Consider the following 22567-nt stretch of genomic DNA (forward strand, 5'->3'; position numbering starts at 1 on the left):
TAGGTTCGGATTAAACTACACCGAAGAGCTTACCGTTAATTGGTACGTTGTAATATTTAGTTAAATAATAATTCAGGAGGATACTGTGAGTATTCAAGCAAAATTTTTAAACTTTCATGACAAAATCAAACTTGGTCGTGAAGACGATGAATATAAAAGCGCAAGAGAAAAAGACGACAGTATTCTTAAAGCTGTTAAAAAAGCACTCAAAGATGAAGGATATCCAGTAATAGAAGACTTTTTACAAGGATCACAATCAACGGCAACAGCAGTAAAACATCCTGCTGATGATTTTGATATTGATAGATCTGTCGTTATAGCTTTTGATGATGCACCGGATGATCCAGTTAAAGTCAAAAAGATTGTTTTAAAAGTTTTAGAAGATCGCGGTTTTAAAAACGCCAAAATTAAAACTCCCTGTGTAACTGCTGATTATTCAAGCTTGAGTCTACATATTGATATACCAATATACCGTGAACAAAACGGGATATATGAATTGGCTATAGGAAAAAATAATTCAAACGATGAAAATAAAGAATGGTCAAATTCAGACCCCAAAGGGCTGAGGGATTGGATAAATAGTAAAGCTAATTATATTGGCTCAGCTAGTGATAAATTAAAACAATTTAAAAGAACAGTTCGTTATCTTAAGCGTTGGAGAGATGTAAAATTCAGCAGCGCTGTTGTAAAAAAGATTTTTTCTATTGGTCTAACTGTTATGGCAAAAGAGAAGTTTCAGCCTAATTTTGATGATAATGGTAAAACAAGTGACCTAAAAGCATTGCGGGATACAATAAGCGCAATATTAAATGGTTGGTACTTTAATTCCCAAGGAAATGAACAGTACAAAGTGAGTGTTGATCTCCCAACATCTCCTTATAGAGATATATTTGATGGGAGTAGTGTTAATACGGGAACTCAACTTTATAACAAGTTAACTTCTTTAAAGAATAAGCTTGATAAAGTGATTGCTGAAGGTGATGTAATTAAGCAATGTAAGCTTTTAAATGAAATTTTTGGTGATGACTTTGAGGTGCCTAGTAGTACATCAAACGCAAGTACTGCGGCAAAAGCAACTTATGTTACTGCTGGTGTTGCTGGTACATCCCAGGGGGCTTAATGGTTGATATAGATGAGCTTGTTGAACATTTGTGTAGTAGAGATTTTAATTGCCAAAAGTCACCTATTAATCTTTTCAAAATAATATCGGTTAAATTAACAATATCAGGTAAGCCCATTGAGCTTATTCATCTTTTGACTGATGAAATAACAGGTTTACCCGTTTTTAGTTTGTTCTCGCCAAATGACAGTGGTCAATTGGCGCATGTTTCTATTTTTGATTTTAATGGTTTGGATTTGGGTTCTATTTGTGTAAATGATCGAGATTCAGTGTCAGTGAACTTTTCAATGCCATTGTTAGCAATCGAAGAGTCATTACGTAGGCATATCGATATATTAACCAAGGGAATTACAGATCCAGAGTGGAATCGTCATGAATTACTCCGTGAGTTTTCTTCTAATTGGTTAGGTGTTTGTGATTTAAAAAACAAGAGAATGCTGTTAACCAGTGCTAGCGGTAAGCTTGAAGAAATTGATGTTTTACGCCCTTTACCGAATAATAATCACGGGGTTAATTCTTACCACTTAGCTCAATCTCAAGATAGTGATTTATCTGCAATTGCTAGCCTGCATTGGAATAATAATAAGAGTAAAAGAACTTTAGCTGGTAAGGCCATTATTATACCTTTGATAGCTGTAGAACCCGCACCTTTAACAAAAGAAGAGCTTAAAAATTGGTATCTAAATACTCTGATAAACATCGAACCTGAAAATAAACAACTCCTTAATGAACAATATGGTCGTTGGAGTAGTCGAGAGTATTGGATTATTTTCAATGTTGATGTACCTTCAGGAAAAACTTGGTTTTGCCTACATTTCCAAGCGAATAAAAAGCATTCTTTGCCTCTGACAACAGAACAAATGAAACATTGGAAAATTAAAGCAATACCACTGAGATTATTTAATAAAGAAAATGTTCTACCTAGAGGTGGTGCCAACCTTGATCTATCTTATAGAAGAGTTGCGTTAATAGGTGCTGGATCTGTTGGTGGTGAGATAGCGCAGAAACTATCATCTGCGGGTATTCAAAACTTAGATATATTTGACCCTGATTATTATTCAATAGATAACCTTTATCGACATGTTTTACCTGAAGAGTTTTTAGAGTTATCGAAGGCACATGGTTTAGGGTGGCAGTTACAGCGTCAATTTCTTTGGTCAAAAGCAAAAGGTTCATCTAGAAAGCTATTATCTTTGCGTAACAGACAAGAATTAATGTCCTATGATTTGATCATTGTTGCCATTGGTAGTCCCACACATGAACGGTTATTTAAAGAGTATTTGATAGAAAATGATGTTGATGTGCCAGTTATTAATACTTGGTTAGAAGGCTTTGGTGTTGGAGGTCATGCAACGCTTGACATCCCAGCTAGTAAAGGTTGTTTACTTTGTGCATATGTATGCCAAGAAACATTAGCTAGAGGTCTTAATTCAAACCTAAATTTTATTGAAGCTAATCAAAATGTAACTATAAACCTTGCTGGTTGCGGTGAACAATTTATTTCATATGGTGCTTTATGTTCAGCTCAAACTGGAATAATGGCAAGTGACTTGGCTATTAAGTTTTTAGAAGAAAAGATCATTACATCATCGAAAGTCAGTTGGAAAGGAAGTGACTATGATGCTAACGATAATAGTATTCAATTAACTCACCGATATCATCAATTTTCTGATTCACTTCAGATCAAGCCTCTACATGATGAGGATTGTGATGCTTGTAGCTGAAGATAATGTGATATTTAAAAACGCATTAATTACCATCAATGTTAGCCCTGCCGTTTACAAGTGTTGGTTGCAGCATCGACAAATGAATAAATCTGATACAGAACAATTTGGTGTTTTAATCGGCTCTAGATTGCCCGATGGCGGAACATTTTGGATTGATAAGTGCACTACACCTAAAGCAAAGGACAAAAGCAAACGAGCTAGTTTTTTGATGCAGGACCCGTTTCATCAAAAGATGATAGACAAAGAATTTAGAAAATCATCTGGAGAAATGTGATATTTAGGTACATGGCATACACACCCCCAAAGTCATCCTGTACCTTCAGGTATAGATATAAATGATTGGTTGAGCTGTATGGTTCGTAACCCAGATAGATTACTTTTGTTTGTTATTGTTGGACAAAAGCAGACCAATATTTACATCAATTTGAATAATAATTTAGAAATAATAACAAGAGATAATAATGGCTAATGCAACGGATAAATTTTGTAATCAAGCAGCGAACTTTCCACTCGACTCATTAGATAAAGTAGATGAATTTCAGGCTAATCTATCCAAATTAGTGAAGTGGGACACTGTTGGTGTTTTTACTGATGACGGTAATAAAAATACGATTGTTTTGTTCATTCAAGATGATTTGATAGTGGCAAGTCTACGATTTTGTTTAACTACCCCTGTTGCAACAACGGCAATTTCCCATTTGCAGGGAAGTGCAAGCATAATCATTTATAGGAATATCCAAGGATATCAAATTACTGCAAACGATTTATCTTCACTTAATTCTATAAGTAGTCTTTGGATAAAGGTTGCAGATCAAAGTGCATATTTAAACCTTGATGAAGTGACAAACTTATTCGAATGTTTTGAATCCGATAGGAAAAAAACTGGACGAGGAGATGGATTTAAAACTGCAACAAAAAATACTGTGCTTAGAGATAGTCATGGCCGATGTATGTTTACTGGTTGTGGCGAAAATCTTGATTGTGATGATCTTACTGGTACTACAGGAAATTATTCATATCTAGCGCACAACGTAGCATCATCAGAACAAGGTCCTCGTGGTATCACATTGTTATCTGAAAAATTATCTGATGTTCCTGAAAATGTCTTATTACTTTGCGATAAGCATCACCGTTTAATTGATAAAGTTGCTGCTAGTGATTATACCGCGCCAACATTATCAGCCATGAGAAAAGAGTTTTGCATCGTTGCCAATAGCTTATTAGATGGTTTGAAGTATGAACCAATTCCAGTTTATGCGGTACTTTGGCCTGTGAACTCTCAAACTGTTTCTCCACCGACTTATCTTCAAATAGCGAATAGCTTATCTAAAATGAAATTTAGAATGCATGAGCAGTTGAATACATTAAGTGATAACGAAGATTTTTTACGTTCAACTCCAGATTTATTGTGGAATATGATGCCTGCCGTTATTAATAGTTCCGCTGATAGAATACTACAGCAGATTAAAAATCATGGCTATAAAGCAGCTCTTTTCGGATTTGGGCCAATGTCCGCTCTAATTGGGCTTGGAGCTAAGTTAGGTAATAAAAGTTCTATAATTCCTATGCTGAGACATCGAGAAGGTGGGCAATGGTCATGGCCCAATAATACCGCTAGCGGCAAGTTTTATGAAATTGAAGGGTTAGATAATGTACAACTAGGTACTGATTTTGTGATTAATATTATATTTACAGCCGAACCTCCAAATTTGATAATGGCTTCGAAAGCTGTATGTGCCGCAAGGAATGCTCAGATAATAACAATTAGAGCAAATAAAGATGTGATGGGGAATGGTGCAATACAACACCCAGAAGACGGGATTGCTTTTACTGCTGAACTTCAATCTATATTACATAAATTACAATCAGAGTATGGTGCTAAAACTATTCATTTATTTGCTTGCGCATCAAATGCAGCTTCAGTCTTTATTGGTCAAGCATATGATACCCATCACCCTGAAGTTATTGTTTATGACTTTGATGATAATACGATGGTGCCAAGGATACGTTTAAAAAGTGATAATCATGTTTGCCATATATCAACATAAATGAAAAGATAATATGATATAAAACAATGAGTTTATTGGACTAGTGGTATTTTAATTATAGGGAAGTAATGTCAAAACAATTATCAAGTATTCTGGAAAAAATAGATGATGGGAAAGCAGTCAATTTACAAACTTTCCTTAAAACAATTGAACGTGTTGGTCTAAACGCAATTGATATAAAAAATTCATTGCTATTAGAGCGATTTAAAGGGGATTTATATTATGTTTCTTTTAAAGAGCCTGTTATTTGTGAGCAACTGCATAAAGTTGCTTTGAATAAAACAGAAACACATATCAGTGCTGCGCGACAAAACAATAGTCATTCCTACCGTGTTGATTACTCTTTTCTTCTAGCACGTAATCAAAATAATCATCCTTACGTAATAACATTTGACGAAGATGGACAATATTTTTCTCCGAGAAATAACACTTATTCAAAATTATTAGTAATTGAAAATTTGTCTTGTTTTATGAACATAGAAAAATCGATTAAGTTTTTGCAATCAAACTGTGACTACTCACATGATAGTGATACTTGCATCGTCTTTGGTGCAGGTAATCAGATCAATAATGAGTTGCACGAAAAATTTTTAAAGTCATTTTTACAAGTAGATCTATTTCTTGATATTGATGTCGGTGGATTAATAATAGCCAAAACTTTAGCTTCAACATGCCAATCTTCAGTTCGATTTATGACACCTTTAAATATTGAAGAACGATTAAAAAATGTTGAAATAGGTTTAGATGAAAAGCAACGAGAATATGTTTTTTCAACGGGTAATAATACCCCCTTCTTAACGCAAATATGTAGCATCATGCATAAAACGAATAGAAGTATTGAACAACAGAGCTTTATATATGAACGATAATTTATTAAACGAATCACTATTAGAATCTATGCCGTATAAACTGTTAAAAATAGTTTATATCAATTCAGCTAAGCACGCCTATACCGAACTACCCGTGAATGAAAATTTGGCATTGTTTGGTGTTAATAATGTCGGTAAAACAGCAACACTTGCTGGTATCAAATTAGTTCTATTTCCTGAATCAAATTTTAATAGTTGTGAAGAAAAGTTTCACTTCTTAGGTAAAGATGGACCATATTCCAAAGAGGAGTCATACCCATTTTATTTTCCCTCACCTAAATCATTCATTATTGCAGAGATCCAAAACATGTCAGGTGTTTATACAATGGTTCTATATAAGGGGAAAAGTTGGGAATATAGTCGATTTTTTGTCCCTAGATCTTATGACAATATCAGACATTTATTTTGGGCGAAGGATCTTTATGACAACCCTATGTTTACAGATTTATCTTTAAAATCAATTGGTGAGCAGTTAAGAAAAATGAACGCTGTTCAAACTAATGATGAAGAAGAGATCGCAAACATGTTGTATGGCGGTCACCGAGGCCATGCTGACCAAAATAAATTTTGTGCAATACCGTTAAAAAATGGTGCTAGTAAAAAGTCAATTTCCGCTTTTAAGAACCTTTACCAGTTAGCGTTTGATATTGGAAAAACTGAAGGTGACAAAATCCCTAAAGCTATTGCAACTCTGATTGAAATGAATCGAAGTAGAAAGCAAGAAGCTCTTGATATGACGGTAACAGATCAAGTAGAAAAGTATTATCAATTAGCCCAAGAACGAGATTATTTACAAAATGTAGCTAATCACCAAGATCTCTGGCTTGAAATCGATAAAGACTACAAAGCATTAGAAACTGAACAATCCGAAATAATCACAACAGTTTATTCTTTGAAAACTAGTTTGGAGCATAAAAACAATTCATTTGAACAAAAATTTAAAACCGCATCGGAAGATCAATCAAAAGCTCAGAAGGATGAGGGAAAAGCTAAAGCAGCAGTCAAGGTGGTTAAAGAAGCAAACCAACTAGAAAAAGGTGCTATTGGTGAGAAGAAGAAGCAATTTAAAACGCTTTCTGATGATCATAAAAAAGCTTTAAAGATAATTAATGATGAATATTTAGGGCTTAAATCAGCATTAGAAATTGCAGTAGAATTTACCACTATAAAGAAAGAGAAAGAAGTACTTTTAGCTAAACACACAAATCGAGAAAGTTTAGAAAAAGCTCTTGAAGAGAGCGTAAAAAAATCAAATGAACTCAACAACCAGCATAAGCAGTTACTTACTAATAAAAAAGCACTCGAACATACCTTGCTTTATAAACTAGAGCCTCACTCAGCATCTATCTTAAATGCTTTAAACCCTAAGTTTTCTGAATTCCCATTCGAACATGATGAGTCAGCAATAGATACAATAAATGACTTTGGTGATTTGTTTACGATATCACCAAATAAGGAGTTGCTCTTTGGTCAATCAAAATTCGATATTAATGATGTAAAGCCCTATTCATCTGAGCTTCAGCTAAAGCAATTGAAAAAAACTATAGAGAGAGTGGAACTTTTAATTAACGGTTGCCGTACTGAAATTTCAAAAATTCAGACTAGTTTAAAAAATACTGAAAGTTTCAAAGAAAATGTTAAAACTTTAGAAACTGAAATCGCAACTTTTGAAAGAGATATTTTGTTACTTGAATCATTTAACAAAACTAAAATCGATTATGAAAAAACGAAATTTGAGATTGAGGCTAGAGAAAAAGAGTTAGATGTCGAAAATACATATCTCGATAACCTTCAAGACAAATGGAAGTTAACCTTTTTTCAAAAGGGGGAAGCAGAAAGCGCGTTAACAACATTAAATGAGGAGAAAGGCAGATATGTGCAATGGAATAAGAGTATTCAATTGCTAACTAAGACCCTTGATATTAATGATGGTTATGACGGACATGTTGATGATTTAGATATTAACCAAGAGTGTTTGGATAATATTAACGAACGATACTTTAACTACTCAAATAAATTTGAGCCGTTTAAAAACAAAATTCGTCAGTTAATGGTGAATGTTAAAGTGGAAGGTGTTGAACCATTTCTTGATTATTTATCCTTAGCTGATTACTCAGAAGTCATCTCAAAATTTGATTTGTTATTTCTTGAGTATCCTCAAAAGCAGCAATGGTTACTTAAAAATATTCAAAGTCATAACCTGTTTATTGATAGCCAGATGTCTGAGCTTCAGGATGCTAAAAATTTGCTGATTACATTTATTGAAGAATTAAATTCCGATCTAAATCAAACCACTATTTCTAATATCGAAGAATTAAAATTGGAAATCAGGCTAGAGCCGCTGTTTGAAGAGTTGCTTGATATCATGTCAAATTTTGATAAGTCAGATGACCAAGCATTGTTACCAGAAACCTTTTATTTGAAAATATCGACTTTTGCACGAAAGTTTTTTAACAAGAAAAACCGTACTATTAAGCTACAAAGTATTATTTCAACGGTCAATTATTGTTATCGACTTCAAGGCGAGACAAAGTTTGAAACCAAAGGTCAATCAGGAGGAACTACTAGTGCCATAACAGCACTATTGCTTTCGACTCTTTTAAAGCGCATTAGTCCTTCTTATGCTGAAGTAACTATTCCAATAGTAGTTGATGAAATTGGCACTCTCGACATGCATAATATTGATGCGACAATTAAGCAAATTTCTTCAAAGGGTTTTACAGTATTTTGTGCAACACCTCATTTTTCACCTCCAGTGATTAAAGGTTGTGGCAACTACATCACAATGGATCAATTCACGATTGAAAAACCAGTAGTTAAAGGCTGTCAATTACTGGTATTGCCTGAATATATAGAACGATTGAAGGTAAATTAATGAAAATACAAAAAGCCTCATTGTTAATAAAAATTCTGGAATATAAAGATGTATTTTTTACGTTGCTTGATTACGTTAATGACAACGATAATTCAAATGATGTTCCAGAGATAATTTATCTCCAATTATATAATAAATATATTGCTAAAAATGATGATTCAGAAGCCTCTCTGTGGCTAACACTTGAAAGCTTAACTGAAAATGACATCTTTGTTCATAATGATAAGAATGCAGGAACAATTACGTTACAGGCGTTTCTAATTGAAACACTTCGGTTTATTGATATTGAAAGAGCTAAAGAGTTATCCAGTACTGATTTTGAAAAAATTAGAGAGCAATTTCAAAGTGTTTGGGAAAGTATTAATAATTGCAGTGGTATCGATTCAGATCTTTATCACGACTTGATGGCTAATTTTAATGAACTTTTAACAACAACGCTCTCAAAAGTTAAGAGAAATGTAGAAGTCCTGACGGTTCAAGCTGATGATATAGCGACAAAATTCGAGTTAAGGCATGATCATAATACATCATATAATGCTAATGATTTGTACCAAAAGCTATCATCACTGTTTGAAAAATATGTTTACCCATCACTTGAATTTACTAATCCTAAAATGGAGTTATCTGGTTATGGGAAATTAACATTCGTGCAAGTAATTGATGAATTCATCCAATATCACTCAAAAAGTCCTAAAATAGCATCTCAAATTGGCTACAAAAAAACGGCAGTAACTTCTTTTTATAAAGATATAAAAAAGGTATTGGAAAAATTAGAGCGTTATTATCGGTTTGTTGAAATTGATAGGGCTAACTATTTATCTATTGAAAAAGCGTTTAACCATCTTGGCCAAGAAGTTGAGCTATTACGCCATGGTAAATCAAGAAACAAATACCTCACCAATGATTTAGAGGTATTAAACCAGTATCACACGTTTAAGCATTTAGCTTTTCATAAATCTAAATTTTCAAAGAAACTTGCCTGGAAAGCTCCGTTATCAACAATTCATTTTAAGCAATGGTTTGAAGACTTAAAAGATACTGAAATAGTTGAAGAAGTTGATCATGATTCGGTATTTAATGCTCCTTGTATTTCACTTCAAAGGGAGAAAGAAATTATAGAGTGGTGCATGGCCCATGATTGGGATCGTAATGTAGATGATATCCACCAGTACATACAAACGGAATTGAAAAAGGCTTTTTCTAACCAATACCTACTTACTGATTTATTAGCTGGTTTAGAGTCATTCTTCGCCATTGTAGATAGCAAGTTTTATCAACGACACCCTAACAAAGAAAATATTATTGAAGGAAAATATTATATGGATTATTTGATAATTTCATTAACTGTTCAGGAGCCATCACATGTTTGATAAACGTAAAAGTATTGAAATTTATCATCAGCTAATGAATGGGAAAGTGATCAATAAACATAAAATAGTTAATGATGGTACTAGGGCTGAAAATGGTCTTTATAGCGAAATAATTGAAAATCTAGATGACTATTCTAAGCAGTACATTATGGCTGGTTATGAATTTGTTGGTTTAGAAGGACTCCCTTATTTTTATATTAGAGAAGCTGGTACTGATTATATAAGTGATCTTGATCGAAAAATTTATATCTTACTACTCATAATTTTCAGATATGTAAGTCAAAAATATAGTATGGATAAGCTCACTCATGAAGCTGGTGGTCTTTCAGCTTTTGATTTGGAAGAAATCGATAATGATGAATCCTTTAAAGAGCTAGCACACAAAGCCCAAATTGGTGCTGCAAGTATTTCTAAGGGAATTGAAACTAATTTAGTTAACAAGAACTTCATGCTTGCTAAACCTACTGGCGAATTAGTCTTGAGTGATGTTGGACAAGCATTTCTTGAGGAAGTAAAAGGTATTTATTCAAATATTGAAATTGATAATTATTGATATTTTTAAGTTTCTCTTTATCGGAGCTTTTAACTAATCATTACTACTCTTCTTAAGTTATGGATATAGCATGAATAAAGATGTACTAAGAGATAGAGCACAAGATCTAGAAGAAGACAAAATAGTATTTACTTGGGAACTTGATAGTTATTTTGATGAGGTTTCCACTTCACCTAATAAAATTAGTGAATACAATGAATTTCAGATAAGCAGACGCTCACGTTACTGTTGTGTATTTTGTAATGCAAAAATTTTTGTTAGAAACTTGGGAAGTGATCGCCAAACGTGTTTTTTCATCTAAACTAGGGGGAGTGAAGGAGAATCAAATGAGCTTAAATGTACCGGAAGCTGTAGAGAAAATGAGTCTAAAAGTGATTCAGAAAAAGTATTAGCAGATCCTCGGCTACGCAATACTTCAGATCCCAGTTTATTTTTAGAGATGATACCAGTTAATGAACTTATCGATGAAGAAACCACACATGAAGGTTATCCTATAAAAATTCGCAGCGAAAGTACAAAGCCAAGTTCAGGAAATAGTTGTGCTTCTGGAAAAACTAGCGTTTTAGTAAGGGTCGTTCAGTACTTTCTTCAAGATCCAGAAATAAGGAAGCAACATCCACTTATAATTAAATCTGAAGATATTAGGAAGCAAGCAAAAAACTATGCAGACTACTTCACTTTTATGGATTGTGCAGAAGATAGATCGTTTTATAAAAAGCATATCTACTTCGGTCATCTTCATTATAAGATGGATAATGCATTAGAAGTTACTGAAGATAATATAATTATTAATGTATTAGCATTTAAATCTAATGTACCAATTAGACTGGTTATTGATAAAAATAGTTTAGAGTGGGCAGAAGATAGAGTTAGATCTTTCCATCGACATGTTAGAACTGCATATAAACACATGGATGAATTGAAGTGTAGTGAAGGCGAAAAAGGTTATATAACGATATTTGCCTTAGTAAAGCCTTCTGATGAAGATAATAGATTATTCAATGTTGAGAAGTACAAAAATATTTATATATTGGGGACAGATAAGGCTTTGATGCAAAGGCTTAAAAAATCTGTTAATCCAATGGGGACTTTTGTTGATGATAAATCTTATGATCTCGATGAGGAAATGGATACAATAAGTGAGCTGGTTATTGGAGATTCACCTTCAGGCCAAATGCGTAGCATTGAACCTAAATCAATTAAAATACAGGAAATAACTTCGTCAGCAGAGCCTGAAATAAAGATCGAAACTAGCTTAAATATTCCCTTGAATGACGAGTCTGAATTTATTTTGAACGAAATTAAATCCAAAGAGCCAGTTAATGAGTCCTTATTTAACAAAATAGTCAAATTTTTTAAAACAAAATAAATAGGGGGTACTCTACTATTGCTCAACTGAACATTATTTCTTAGTATGTTCATAAAAATAATACACAAGGAGTAACAATAATGAACAAAGGTGAATTGGTAGTAAAAATTGCTGAAAGTGCAGATATATCACAAGCATCTGCTGGTAGAGCATTAAACAGTTTGATTGGCTCTGTAACTGAAGAATTAGCTAGTGGTGGTAATTTTGCTTTAGTTGGCTTTGGTACTTACAAGGTAAATGACCGAGCAGCTCGTACTGGTCGCAACCCTCAAACAGGTGAAGCGATCCAAATTGCTGCGGCTAAAGTACCTGCTTTTAAAGCTGGTAAAGCATTGAAAGATGCTGTTAACGCTTAATGTTAACAAGGCTATTTTGATGGTAGAATCTAGTATTGAAAAAATAAAAAAGCAAACCAATCTATATATAAGTATAAGTACTTATTATATAGATTGTAAGTCAACACTATGAATTAAAAAGTGTTTAAGTGAGTGGTTTCCGACTTTATTTTACGAACTAATGTATCATCATATGGGTAGCGACTTTTATCTAAACTATTTAAAGTTTGCATCTGACTATCTAATTCATCTAAGTCAATCGATGCTTCTTTCAATATTTGAGCAACCCTTATCGGTTCGATGTTGTTTTGGTTAAATATTTGGATTAATCGCCATACATCTACAATATCATTACTGATTCGTCCAATCGTATCTTTGATGGTAGGGGAGCTAGACTCTGTAAAGAAAGAGTTAGTTTCAACTAAACCATTCCAAATAATTCTTCTCATCATTATTTGATTAAATAGAGAGTCGATTCCATCCCTATCAATGAAATAATTAATCTCTCTCATTTCGTTAACTGCTTCAAACAGGCTCGTATATAAAAAATTACCTGACCTGCGCGATATGTCATTATTATCTCCCTTTAAAAAATCCAGTATTCCAATTCCAAAATATAAAAAAGATAATAATATTCTGTGAGCGGTAGTACTGTCATCGTATTTACTTTTACTATTTCCATCAGGGTAACCAAACTCAACGATGTCCTTTATGGATTGTAAATTTATCCAAGTATTTAACCATAATTCATCAGGATTTTTTTCTTGAGAAATAGGATAAGATAAACAATATGCAACTGTTGGAATATTGTCAGATAGCGGAATAAACATTTTTACATTGTTTTTTAATTTTTCACCTTCTTCATTATTCCATGAGTTAACCGTTACTTTCCATAGGTCGATGAAATCACTTACATCGACTTTAGAGGTATATTTTTTCTGAAAATAATGGGATTTCAAGGCGGTATAACTCCATGACTCCCAACTCATAGCATCATTAGGAAGTGATGATTGTGATATCTCATCTCGCAGTACTTTTCCTATTTCATCTATGAGTACAGCATCTAAATATGCTGAAGAGAATATGTCAGATTCATCGTGATCATTTTCAATAAGTATGTTTCTCATTAACCATGCGGACCAACGCTTAAAAATAGGGGTAGAATCATCACGTTTGTTTATGAGTTCAACAACTTCCTTTGCTAATTCAGTAATATTATTTTTTGCTTCTGTTATCTGAGTTTGCTCTGGATTGTGTCTCGGTATTGAGTGAGAGACATTATTAATATTGTTATATGCTGTAACAAGTAACAGTGGAAATATCGGGGACTGATTCCAGCTACTGTCTTCATTAAAAGCTGGAGGGGATATAATCACTATATTGGCCCATGATTCATACTTGAAATCAGTTCCTATTGACCAAAAAACAGACTGGATAAAGAATGGATTAGAGCTAGAGGATATTTGATTGATGAATTCATTTATATTTAATTTGAATAATAGCCTTAACAATGTCGATTCATCTTCATATGAGTTCATTTCATTGTGTCTAAGCCCCCACCATAATTGCTCTAACTTATTTTCCTCCCTACACCAATAATTTTTATTATTAAGTCTTGCTTCATTTTTACGTTCAGATATTGATGGAAGGCCATTGTTGGATAAAGAACTAATGGCATCTTTTGCTAAGTCGATAAATGAATTAGCTGCACAGTAGTTATTCTCTATACAATAAATAATAGTATCGTACAAATAGTTCTCTATATACCAAGAGTTATACGAGATTTGCTTTACATAGTTCCAGCTAACCAAAGTTGGTTCATTAGATAAGGAAAGGGAACAAACATAGGTTATTAAAAGATCTTGATAATCTTTTTGGCTATTTAAGCCTAAAGATTCAATGACTTTATATGCTTCCACCCTTAGTTCTTCAGTAGAGGCAATTTTTTTTTCAATAATAGAGGTTAAACCTGTAAGTTCTTCAATAAAATTGCTGAGTTTATGTAACTCTGTCAACTCAGTTTTCGGATCTAAATGATCATCATTATATGTTTGATTTTCAAAGTTTAGTTTTTCACTTGGCCACTTAATAGTCATTGTTTTTTTTACCCATAATAGCGTCACCTTGCCATGCAAGGTTAAAAAAATCGATTGCGCCATGCTTTACGGCATCCCAACCTCGTGTGACAGCACTTACTTGAGAATGGAAACCACCAACAGTTGCTCCAAAATGCCATAACTCACTATCGATGATTGCGAACCTATCATGTATATAATTAAAATGGGTTAGAAGAGTAAATTTTATTTTTATTTGGCATTTATTACTGGGAGTCCTACCTGAATTTATCGCATCAGAAAGAGCTTCAAACTCTTTATTTATATCTTCGTTTGTTGCGGTATCGGGATCTTCATTATTGCATTTAGTTAAGATTCTAATATCGAATGCATCCATTGAATCAATTAGAAACCAATTAATTATTTTATCTAAACGAGCTTGTTTAGATTCTTTGTCTTTATCAGGGTTAAAAAAGTAAGCATCTATGATCAATACTCGTTTTTTTGCACGTGATACTTCAAAAGAAAACGTATTCAGATGATTTATAGTCTTAGAGTTATTTCTTGCTCGTATAGCTGCAATTCCGGGAAATTTACTTAGGTCACCATTGGGCTGATCACCATAGCCCACTTGTGCTGGCCACAGCATCTCCTTTTCTAGCTTATCCATAGCAGGAGAAGGAGGTGTAACTGTTATTCCTATATTTGGCCTCATTTATCACCTTTATTTAACGCTTTTCTTTTTTTGTAATAACTATCAAAACTCTCAGATTTTTTATGAATAGATGCTAATTCTTCTAAAACAGAATCTGGGTCAGGTAGCTTTATAATCATAGATGCACGATCTCCAAGAGTATTGAGGGAATTTCCCATGAACCACACATCATCATCAACTACTAGGAATCTATCATGTAACTCAGGTTTCTTTCCAGCTAACACATTGACTTTAAGATTGATTTCTTTTTTTATTTCTTCGAGCTGAGTTCTAAAAACATCAAGTTTACTTGTGTGAAGATTGCCGTTTGGTATTTCTGTAGCTTGTTCAGGAGTATTTTTATTTTCAAATGTTAACCTAGATGTAAATATTTCAACACCTACAGAATCAGAGTTAACAGCTAACAAAAATTGTGGCATTTGAAGTACGCCAAAATATGGATCTGCAATCATAACTCGTGATTTAGCACGCCCAATCTTAGATCTAATAAAATTCATAGCCTCATGTCTACTATTTTTACCAAACCATTTTTGATCGGCATTTTTTCCATTTACTTTGTTATCTCGTAATGCCGCAGCCCTTCCAACTCTTATATTTACATTTATTGGGACTTTATTTTCACCAAATGTACTCTTTTTTTCATTGCTTACTTTATTAACAGTGTATTTAGATTCTGGTGAATTTGGTGACTCACCAATTGGAACTCGAACGTCACGAATTTCATTTACAATGCCCATATTAAAATTCATGCTTCTTAGAAAACTAGAAGGAGGCAGAGAAGTTAATATTCCGTGTATTGGGTGAGTTACGACATACCCATATTTACCAACACAAGTACCTTTTCTAATATTGACTATTCCATTTATGGGAATATCAATTGTATCAAAGTTAGTCAATAAATTTGATTGTTCATCAAATGTGGTTAGCTTTAACCCTTCTAAAGTTTTTCCTGGTCGAGGAACAAAGCGATACAGTATATGCTCTTCATCTTGGTCTGATATGAGGAAATTTTCTACGTTCTTAATAATGGGGTCTAAAACGATAAGAGCAAAACTACCAAGGTATTCAGGGTACTCTTTAAGATTAATATTAAGGCGCTTTGTTATGAAATCAATAGCATCATCGTTCTCTAAAAAAGACATAAAGCCTGTTTGAGAGCCGAATCTACGATGTATTCTTGCCGAGGTATTACCAACAAAAGGAGAAGGATGCGATGTACGTTTACCATAAAATAATGTATCTTCAACAGGCAAGCCTAATACTGGCCAAACAGGATCATCTATAAGCTTTTCGACCACTATTGCGGTTCCATCTCCTCTGATTTTATCTTCTTCACTATATGGTATTGGTGTTTGAGGATCTTTATCTAAGCTCCGATACCATTTGATTGCTTCATAAGCGGTCATAACTATTCTTCGATAGTATAATTTTTCAATATTTCTTCTAATTGTGAACGTATCTACATCCAACATTGGAGCTGGTCTACTCCGACCTTTAGGGAGAAGCCTTACAGTAGAAAAAACAGGGAAACTACCTTTTTTTCCCTTTACTGTTACTGTGGCTAATCGTACTTCGGCCCATTCGAAATCTTCTAAAAATTGTAATTCATCAATATTCATAGGTAACCATTTTAATATGAGTTTAAGTGTCTATCGTAATACAAATATTTTTTGTGAGTCATGTAAGGATATATTCAAATTATCATCTGAAATTTTTAATCACATGTCTATAAAAATCTATTATATTCAATTACCTTTCGTGGCGTAAACAACTTAATCATACTGTACCTAAGTCCTTTAAAATTCGTAATATTATAGAAAACTTCTTTGGGAAGCATGGTACATACCAAGACACGAGTGATGAGGTTATTAAATACAGTATCAATGGTAAAGCTTATAATGGAAAAATTTTAAAATACGAGCTTGTATAAAAGCTAGGGACTACCTTTATAAAAGAAACTAAATATGGCAAAGTAAGATAATTGTTGCTTATTATTTGTACATGTTGGAATATGTAATTAACAAATAACATGGATGTAATTGATTATGTTTAAATCTAATATATTAGTGTTTAGCTTTGCAATCATAGTATCTCTTTCTGCTTTTGCTAACATTGCCATAACACCAGTTCATTCTATTAATGAAATCCCCCATACAGCACCATTAAAAGGTAAGTACCGTTTACACTTGCTTGATGTGGGTACTGGACTATCTATCCTTATTCAAGGACATGATTGGAATTTACTCTACGATGCTGGATCTGCTGATGATAAATCAGGTAATCAAAAAAATGGAAATTCACATAGCAGAGTCGTATCTTATTTGTACAAAGCGATTGGGAAGTCTGGTGTGAAAAGCTGCCAACCTGCGGAAGATGGATGGAGTGGGCATACTGGCTTAACTCAAAAGACAATTGATTACGTATTTTTATCACATCCCCATGAAGACCATGGCGTAATGCTGGATGATATACTTGAGTGTTATCAAGCTAATAACATCTATGACTCAGGTCGCATCAATAACACAGTTTTTTATAGACGTTTTATTGAGAGAGTGTCTGAAGAAGTCGGTGCAAAATATAAAACAGCAAAAGTACCAGCAGCTAATAAAAAAGTAAAAATTAAAGGAAAAGTAATAGATCTAGGCAATGCTAATTGGGAACAATTTAAAGTGTTGGATGTTGTCCATCTTGATGATTCTGCATTTTTTACTATTTTACATGCGAACGGTACATCTCATGAGAGTGACCCAAATAGCAATTCAATTGTGATTAGATTAGATCTAGGTGATGTTTCAGTTCTTTTGGTTGGTGATGCTGAATCAGGCCCAAGAAAAATTCCTTCAGCAGATCTTGATGGTCTTGAAAAAGAGCTTTTTGATAATTTCAAAGACTTGATTGATACCGATATATTACAAGTTGGACACCATGGAAGTTTAACATCCTCAAGAACTAAATTTATAGAAGCAGTCTCCCCCCAAATAGCATTAATTTCGGCTGGACCTAAAAAATACGGTTCAGTTGTATTACCTGATGAAGCTGTTGTTGAGTCACTAGAATTTCAAGGCATTCACATATTACGAACTGATGCATATGATGGCGAAATCTGTCCAGTAAAGAATAAAGTTGGTAGGGATGATAACCGTTCTGGTGGTTGTGCTAATTTTATACTGGAATGGTAAAAAAATCGTTTTATTACTTCTAAAATATATAGTTTAAATTTAATGAAAAGGATATCAGTTTATGACTACTAAATTTATAAAGTTCGAATTCAAATCAAGTGATATTGATCAGTACAGTCTTATTATTCAAAAATCTAACGATGATGATTTTCATGAGGAAATGGTATCGAATCCACATACCTTTTCTTTAGAGTCTGATGTTGAATATGTTTATATGCTAAGAGTTGTTGGCAATTCAGGTGACAAATGTGAATTAGTTATCAGTGGTGCAAGCAAGGCTAGAACACCTGTAAAAAGAAAGATAAATGCTGGGCAAAATAGCGATACATATTTAGATCTGTTGATTGCATAGGGAGGATTAATAATGAAACATGGAATATCAATAGGTTTTATCATTTCTTTAATATCACTCCCAAATTATGCAGCAGATAGTGATGCTGTGTCTTTGGGTAATGCACTAAATTCGGTTGGACAAGCTAAGGTCGATAATATTACCTCTGGCAGTGGTAGTTCATTCGAGTTAACTGCTGGAGAAAAGGATAAACGAGTAAGTCTTAAATGGGGTATAAGCTCTCCACAATCTGTTTTTACTACGGTATTTTCTGTTCCAGCAGATTCAGATGGAAATACAGATTTAGCTAACTTAGATGGGTTAGCTAAATATAATAAGGTGACATTGAATTACAAGAGAACATTGTTTGCAAAGCCAACTGTTTCTTTAATTGATTTAAAGACATCTTGTGAAAAAATTCAAAATGAATTAAATCTAAAAACTGATGAAGGCTGCGCATTAAATGATTTAATCGCTAAATATGATGATAATCCTGAAGTATTAAAGCAGTTATTAGAAATAAACTCAAAAGCTTGGGGTAAGACACCCACCATTTTCTGGGGGGGAACAGCTACTTATGGTAGTAAGAAAATGGATTATTTAGATGAGAATACATTTAAAAAAAATGATGAAACCAAATATGGTTGGTCAATCAGTGGCTACATCGGTTTATTTGAAACTCTAGATTCTGTTTGGGCATTAGAACTAAAGCGAGAAGAGTCGTATAAAGATGCAGATAATGATATCAAATGCCCTCCAAACTCAACCAATGATTTTGTTTCTTGCATATCTGGATCAATAGGCACTCCAATTAAAGAAAGTAAGAATATTATTTCTCTTCATTATAGAAAATCATTTAAGTCATTCTCTATTAGCCCAAGTATAAATTTCGATGATAAGTCGGATGAATTCGGTGTAGATATACCTGTATTTCTATTTACAAGCTCAGATAAGCAATTTGTTGGAGGGATTAATTTAGGATGGACTACTTTGGATGATGATTTCACTTTTGGAATATTTGTCGGTAAAGCATTTTCATTTTTTTAAAGTGAAATTGATCAAAATTTCTTATCACTTTAAATCCATTGCTTACACTGATGTTGGCTTTATTTATGGCATTGATTTTAACTGAAGATAATTAGTTTTCAAATATGTAACGAATAAATCAAGATACTCATTTATGTTTTATTCCTAATTAACTAACTGATTTATTAGATATAACACATGGATACTATTTGATTTTATATAGTTACAGCATTACATTGGGTTAAAATAAGTACAATTATTGGTTGACAATTAATCTGTTTGACAGAATATTGATTACTCAATCATAAAAGGAGAACAAAATGAGTGATGAAAGCAATATAAATAATAATGATTCGGAAGACAAAATTATTGAAAAAAACCTAAAAGAGGCTATAGGTAAAGCCATCATATCAGGTTTGATATCACCTAATGAACTTGGTGGAATAGGTGGAATAGGCAAATACGGCCAAAGTGGTAGTTATAATCAAGGTAAGGGAAACTATAATCAATCAGGAGGAGGGAACTATAAACAAACCGGAGGCGGAGACTACACGCAATCTAAGAGAGTTGTGAATTCTGACTTGATAAATATTGATCCAGGGCTAAGTAATATAAATCCAGACGCAATAGATTTTGAAAAACTAGAAAGAATGATAAGAGCTGGTGTATTAAATAAAGGATAACTTTGACTAAACTAGTCAGTCTTATAAGGATTATTTTATAAATGGAAATAAACGTCACAAACTATCCATCATTTCCTCAAAGCATTGATATATTAACAGGAAAAGAACGAGTTCAAAGTATTGATAGGCTGCAAATAATATTCAAGGTAGTAGAAAGATGTAATATAAATTGTTCATATTGTTATTATTTCAATATGGGGGACGAATCAGCTTTATCACGGCCTAGTATAGTAAGTTTCGATAATGCGATTAGTATAGCTATTTGGATCGCTAAAGGTTGTGTAGAATTAAATATTAAAAATGTGGATATCTCATTCCATGGTGGGGAGCCTATGTTGCTGCCTATTAAGCGTTTTAAAAGTATTTGTAAAATATTGAATGATGCTATTTCAAAGTTTGCTCACTTAACCTTATCTATTCAAACAAATGGAACAATATTAAATAAAGACTGGATAGAAATATTTGAAGAATATGAGATAAATGTTGGGTTTAGTATAGATGGATATAGGGAAGCTAATGACCGATATAGGCTTAACAAGGACGGCAGTTCAACTTTTGACATAATAGTCAAAAATATTTTGACTATTAATTCTTCAAAATCGTTGAGTTCAAAATTAAAGCTCTCCACCATTTCTGTAATCGATCCAATGAATGATTATCATAAAGTGTATAAGTTCCTACGTTCTCTAGGAATAATCGAAATGTCTTTTTTATTACCAGATAATAATGTAGATACTTTGACAGATAAGAATTTCATTGATGGTTGTGGGAGGGCAATGTTTGATGTGTTTGAAGAGTGGTTGATTGAGGATAATCCCGAAGTTACTATCCGCCATATTGAAGATGTTCTTCCTTTTTATAATATCCACGTATCTAGATCACCAGCTCAAAAAGCATCAAAAAATCAAATATTAGTTGCTCAAAGTAACGGAAAAATAGCAGTGAATGATTCGTTTATACCTGCTTTGAATTGGTATAGAACTACCCCTGAAATCAATACGAAAGAAAAAATAATGCTTGAGTTTTTGCATGACTCTGTTTTTGATGAAATTGAATACATCATCAATTCTCCTTCAAAAGAATGTTTTTCTTGTAAGTGGTTAAAAGTGTGTGGTGGCGGAGATATGGAAAATAGATTTAGTACTAAAGATGGTTTTAATAATCCTTCAATATATTGTAATGCTTACAAAATTTACTATCAAAGTTTAGAAAAATTACTAGTGAAAAATAAATTTCCAATCGCGCTATTGCCCTTTGGTGACAACTAATAACAAAGTTAATTTACGATATTTAAGCAGCTTTTTATAATTAACTCTTTAGCAAAGCTTATTTTTTCTAAGTCGTCCAAAATTGGAATATCTAAAACAGTAAATTTCTCTTTTTGATTTAGAACAAACTCCAACGCATTAACATATGCATTTGATAATTCAAATTCACTATTTTCGAACCATACATTAATTGTATTTCTTTGAGGAGTATGACTTATATTGTAAGTAGCATTATCCAAAGTAATTAATTCAGTTTCTAAATTAATGCTTTCAAATTTGGAAACTGTTTTGAAATGTCGCCTATCCCCTATTAATGATGACTTTGCATTGTGTTGATGTTCTGTAATGATCAGTGATTTTTTATGTAGTTCATCAGAAAAAAATTGTTTTTCAATTCCATTTAGAAATTGAGTTATTTCAATTTTTGCTTTACTCGAATTCATCCAGCCTAACGGTAACGCTTTCCTTAAGTCAGAATTTTCTAATAATGATATTTGAAGTGCTTTAAACAATAGATCACTGTATGTTTTAGGATGAATACTAATAGTTATATGTAAAGAAGCCACTGCTTCGGAAGCAATTGCTTGATGAACCCATCCTCTAGGTATATATAGCGCGTTACCTTCTTGCATTTTAAGTGCGCTAGTTTTATCAAACTTACTGATGTCTTTTATATTATATTCAGCATGACTTAATGGCAAGTCTGCACCTTTACCGTGTATATACCAATCTTTGGTTCCGAATGCTTGAATAACTATAACATCATGTGAATCATGATGAGCGTTAAGTGCCTGAGAGTTTGGTGGGGTTAAGTAAGCATTGATTTGAATGTGAGAGCTAAGTTCTTTCCTCAAAGACTCACAAATTCTTTTAGCAGGTTCAGAGTACCTTTCTAAACTGTGGAGAATTATAGACGAGCCACTCATGTATGCTCTTCTCAAATCTAAAATACTAACTTTTCCAATATCATCAATAAATTCGCATATAGGTATAATATCTCCATTTTTAACAACTTTAATATCATCTTGGGAAAAAGAGGAGAACT

20 protein-coding genes and 1 pseudogene are annotated in these 22567 nt (G+C 33.1%); 17 read left to right on the plus strand and 4 right to left on the minus strand.

Annotated features, from left to right (window positions below):
* The first annotated feature begins 85 nt into the window (after positions 1-85).
* The 12 genes and pseudogenes from H4J73_RS11005 to H4J73_RS11060 all read left to right on the plus strand — a co-directional run bounded on the left by H4J73_RS11005 (position 86) and on the right by H4J73_RS11060 (position 12287).
* Complete coding sequence (locus tag H4J73_RS11005) at positions 86-1120, plus strand: nucleotidyltransferase (protein ID WP_182223525.1); 1035 nt, start codon at positions 86-88, stop codon at positions 1118-1120.
* The gene (locus tag H4J73_RS11010) at positions 1120-2844 is read left to right on the plus strand and encodes a ThiF family adenylyltransferase (protein WP_182223524.1); all 1725 of its coding nucleotides are present in this window, start codon (positions 1120-1122) and stop codon (positions 2842-2844) included. Before H4J73_RS11005 ends, H4J73_RS11010 begins: the two co-directional genes overlap by 1 nt.
* Positions 2831-3121: a hypothetical protein gene (locus H4J73_RS11015; RefSeq protein WP_182223523.1), complete on the plus strand. Its 291-nt coding sequence runs from the start codon at positions 2831-2833 to the stop codon at positions 3119-3121. The genes H4J73_RS11010 and H4J73_RS11015 overlap by 14 nt, the downstream gene beginning before the upstream one ends.
* Before the next feature lie 12 nt (positions 3122-3133).
* Positions 3134-3316: pseudogene (locus H4J73_RS21010) on the plus strand (hypothetical protein); the annotation flags it as partial.
* Positions 3309-4895, plus strand: coding sequence for an SAVED domain-containing protein (locus H4J73_RS11025; protein WP_182223522.1), 1587 nt, complete (start codon positions 3309-3311; stop codon positions 4893-4895). The pseudogene H4J73_RS21010 and the gene H4J73_RS11025, both read left to right, overlap by 8 nt.
* Before the next feature lie 68 nt (positions 4896-4963).
* The gene (locus H4J73_RS11030) at positions 4964-5764 is read left to right on the plus strand and encodes a hypothetical protein (RefSeq protein WP_182223521.1); all 801 of its coding nucleotides are present in this window, start codon (positions 4964-4966) and stop codon (positions 5762-5764) included.
* Complete coding sequence (locus H4J73_RS11035; RefSeq protein WP_182223520.1) at positions 5754-8639, plus strand: hypothetical protein; 2886 nt, start codon at positions 5754-5756, stop codon at positions 8637-8639. The genes H4J73_RS11030 and H4J73_RS11035 overlap by 11 nt, the downstream gene beginning before the upstream one ends.
* Positions 8639-10009 (plus strand): hypothetical protein, encoded by a 1371-nt coding sequence (locus H4J73_RS11040; protein WP_182223519.1) that lies wholly within the window; start codon positions 8639-8641, stop codon positions 10007-10009. Before H4J73_RS11035 ends, H4J73_RS11040 begins: the two co-directional genes overlap by 1 nt.
* Entirely contained in the window at positions 10002-10562 is a 561-nt protein-coding gene (locus H4J73_RS11045) for a condensin complex protein MksE (RefSeq protein ID WP_182223518.1), read from the plus strand. Before H4J73_RS11040 ends, H4J73_RS11045 begins: the two co-directional genes overlap by 8 nt.
* 70 nt (positions 10563-10632) lie before the next feature.
* Entirely contained in the window at positions 10633-10863 is a 231-nt protein-coding gene (locus H4J73_RS11050) for a hypothetical protein (RefSeq protein WP_182223517.1), read from the plus strand.
* Between the two features lie 138 nt (positions 10864-11001).
* Complete coding sequence (locus H4J73_RS11055; protein ID WP_182223516.1) at positions 11002-11931, plus strand: hypothetical protein; 930 nt, start codon at positions 11002-11004, stop codon at positions 11929-11931.
* 80 nt (positions 11932-12011) lie between these two features.
* Positions 12012-12287: an HU family DNA-binding protein gene (locus tag H4J73_RS11060; RefSeq protein ID WP_182223515.1), complete on the plus strand. Its 276-nt coding sequence runs from the start codon at positions 12012-12014 to the stop codon at positions 12285-12287.
* Positions 12288-12400: 113 nt separating this feature from the next.
* Here H4J73_RS11060 and H4J73_RS11065 read toward each other — a convergent pair whose 3' ends face one another.
* From H4J73_RS11065 to H4J73_RS11075, 3 genes are read right to left on the minus strand one after another with little or no spacing between them, the layout of a single operon-like run.
* Positions 12401-14425, minus strand: a complete 2025-nt coding sequence (locus tag H4J73_RS11065) for a hypothetical protein (RefSeq protein ID WP_182223514.1) — start codon at positions 14423-14425, stop codon at positions 12401-12403.
* A complete protein-coding gene (locus H4J73_RS11070) occupies positions 14352-15035 on the minus strand; it encodes a hypothetical protein (protein ID WP_182223513.1) in 684 nt (227 codons plus the stop codon). Before H4J73_RS11070 ends, H4J73_RS11065 begins: the two co-directional genes overlap by 74 nt.
* Complete coding sequence (locus H4J73_RS11075; protein ID WP_182223512.1) at positions 15032-16654, minus strand: VPA1262 family N-terminal domain-containing protein; 1623 nt, start codon at positions 16652-16654, stop codon at positions 15032-15034. The genes H4J73_RS11070 and H4J73_RS11075 overlap by 4 nt, the downstream gene beginning before the upstream one ends.
* A 426-nt stretch (positions 16655-17080) precedes the next feature.
* Between H4J73_RS11075 and H4J73_RS11080 the strand changes: the two genes are divergently transcribed.
* From H4J73_RS11080 to H4J73_RS11100, 5 genes are all read left to right on the plus strand, one after another.
* Complete coding sequence (locus H4J73_RS11080; RefSeq protein WP_182223511.1) at positions 17081-18214, plus strand: ComEC/Rec2 family competence protein; 1134 nt, start codon at positions 17081-17083, stop codon at positions 18212-18214.
* Between the two features lie 61 nt (positions 18215-18275).
* Positions 18276-18566, plus strand: a complete 291-nt coding sequence (locus tag H4J73_RS11085) for a hypothetical protein (protein ID WP_182223510.1) — start codon at positions 18276-18278, stop codon at positions 18564-18566.
* A 12-nt stretch (positions 18567-18578) separates the two neighbouring features.
* Positions 18579-19592, plus strand: a complete 1014-nt coding sequence (locus H4J73_RS11090) for a hypothetical protein (RefSeq protein ID WP_182223509.1) — start codon at positions 18579-18581, stop codon at positions 19590-19592.
* 299 nt (positions 19593-19891) lie between these two features.
* On the plus strand, positions 19892-20254 hold the full coding sequence (locus H4J73_RS11095) for a hypothetical protein (protein WP_182223508.1): 363 nt from the start codon (positions 19892-19894) through the stop codon (positions 20252-20254).
* Positions 20255-20295: 41 nt separating this feature from the next.
* Entirely contained in the window at positions 20296-21522 is a 1227-nt protein-coding gene (locus H4J73_RS11100) for a radical SAM protein (RefSeq protein WP_182223507.1), read from the plus strand.
* Between the two features lie 8 nt (positions 21523-21530).
* Here the strand turns inward: H4J73_RS11100 and H4J73_RS11105 are convergent, their stop codons facing one another.
* Entirely contained in the window at positions 21531-22448 is a 918-nt protein-coding gene (locus H4J73_RS11105) for a JmjC domain-containing protein (protein ID WP_182223506.1), read from the minus strand.
* Between the last annotated feature and the right edge of the window lie 119 nt (positions 22449-22567).

The organism is Colwellia sp. MB3u-41 (genome assembly GCF_014076845.1).
GTDB lineage: Bacteria > Pseudomonadota > Gammaproteobacteria > Enterobacterales > Alteromonadaceae > Colwellia_A.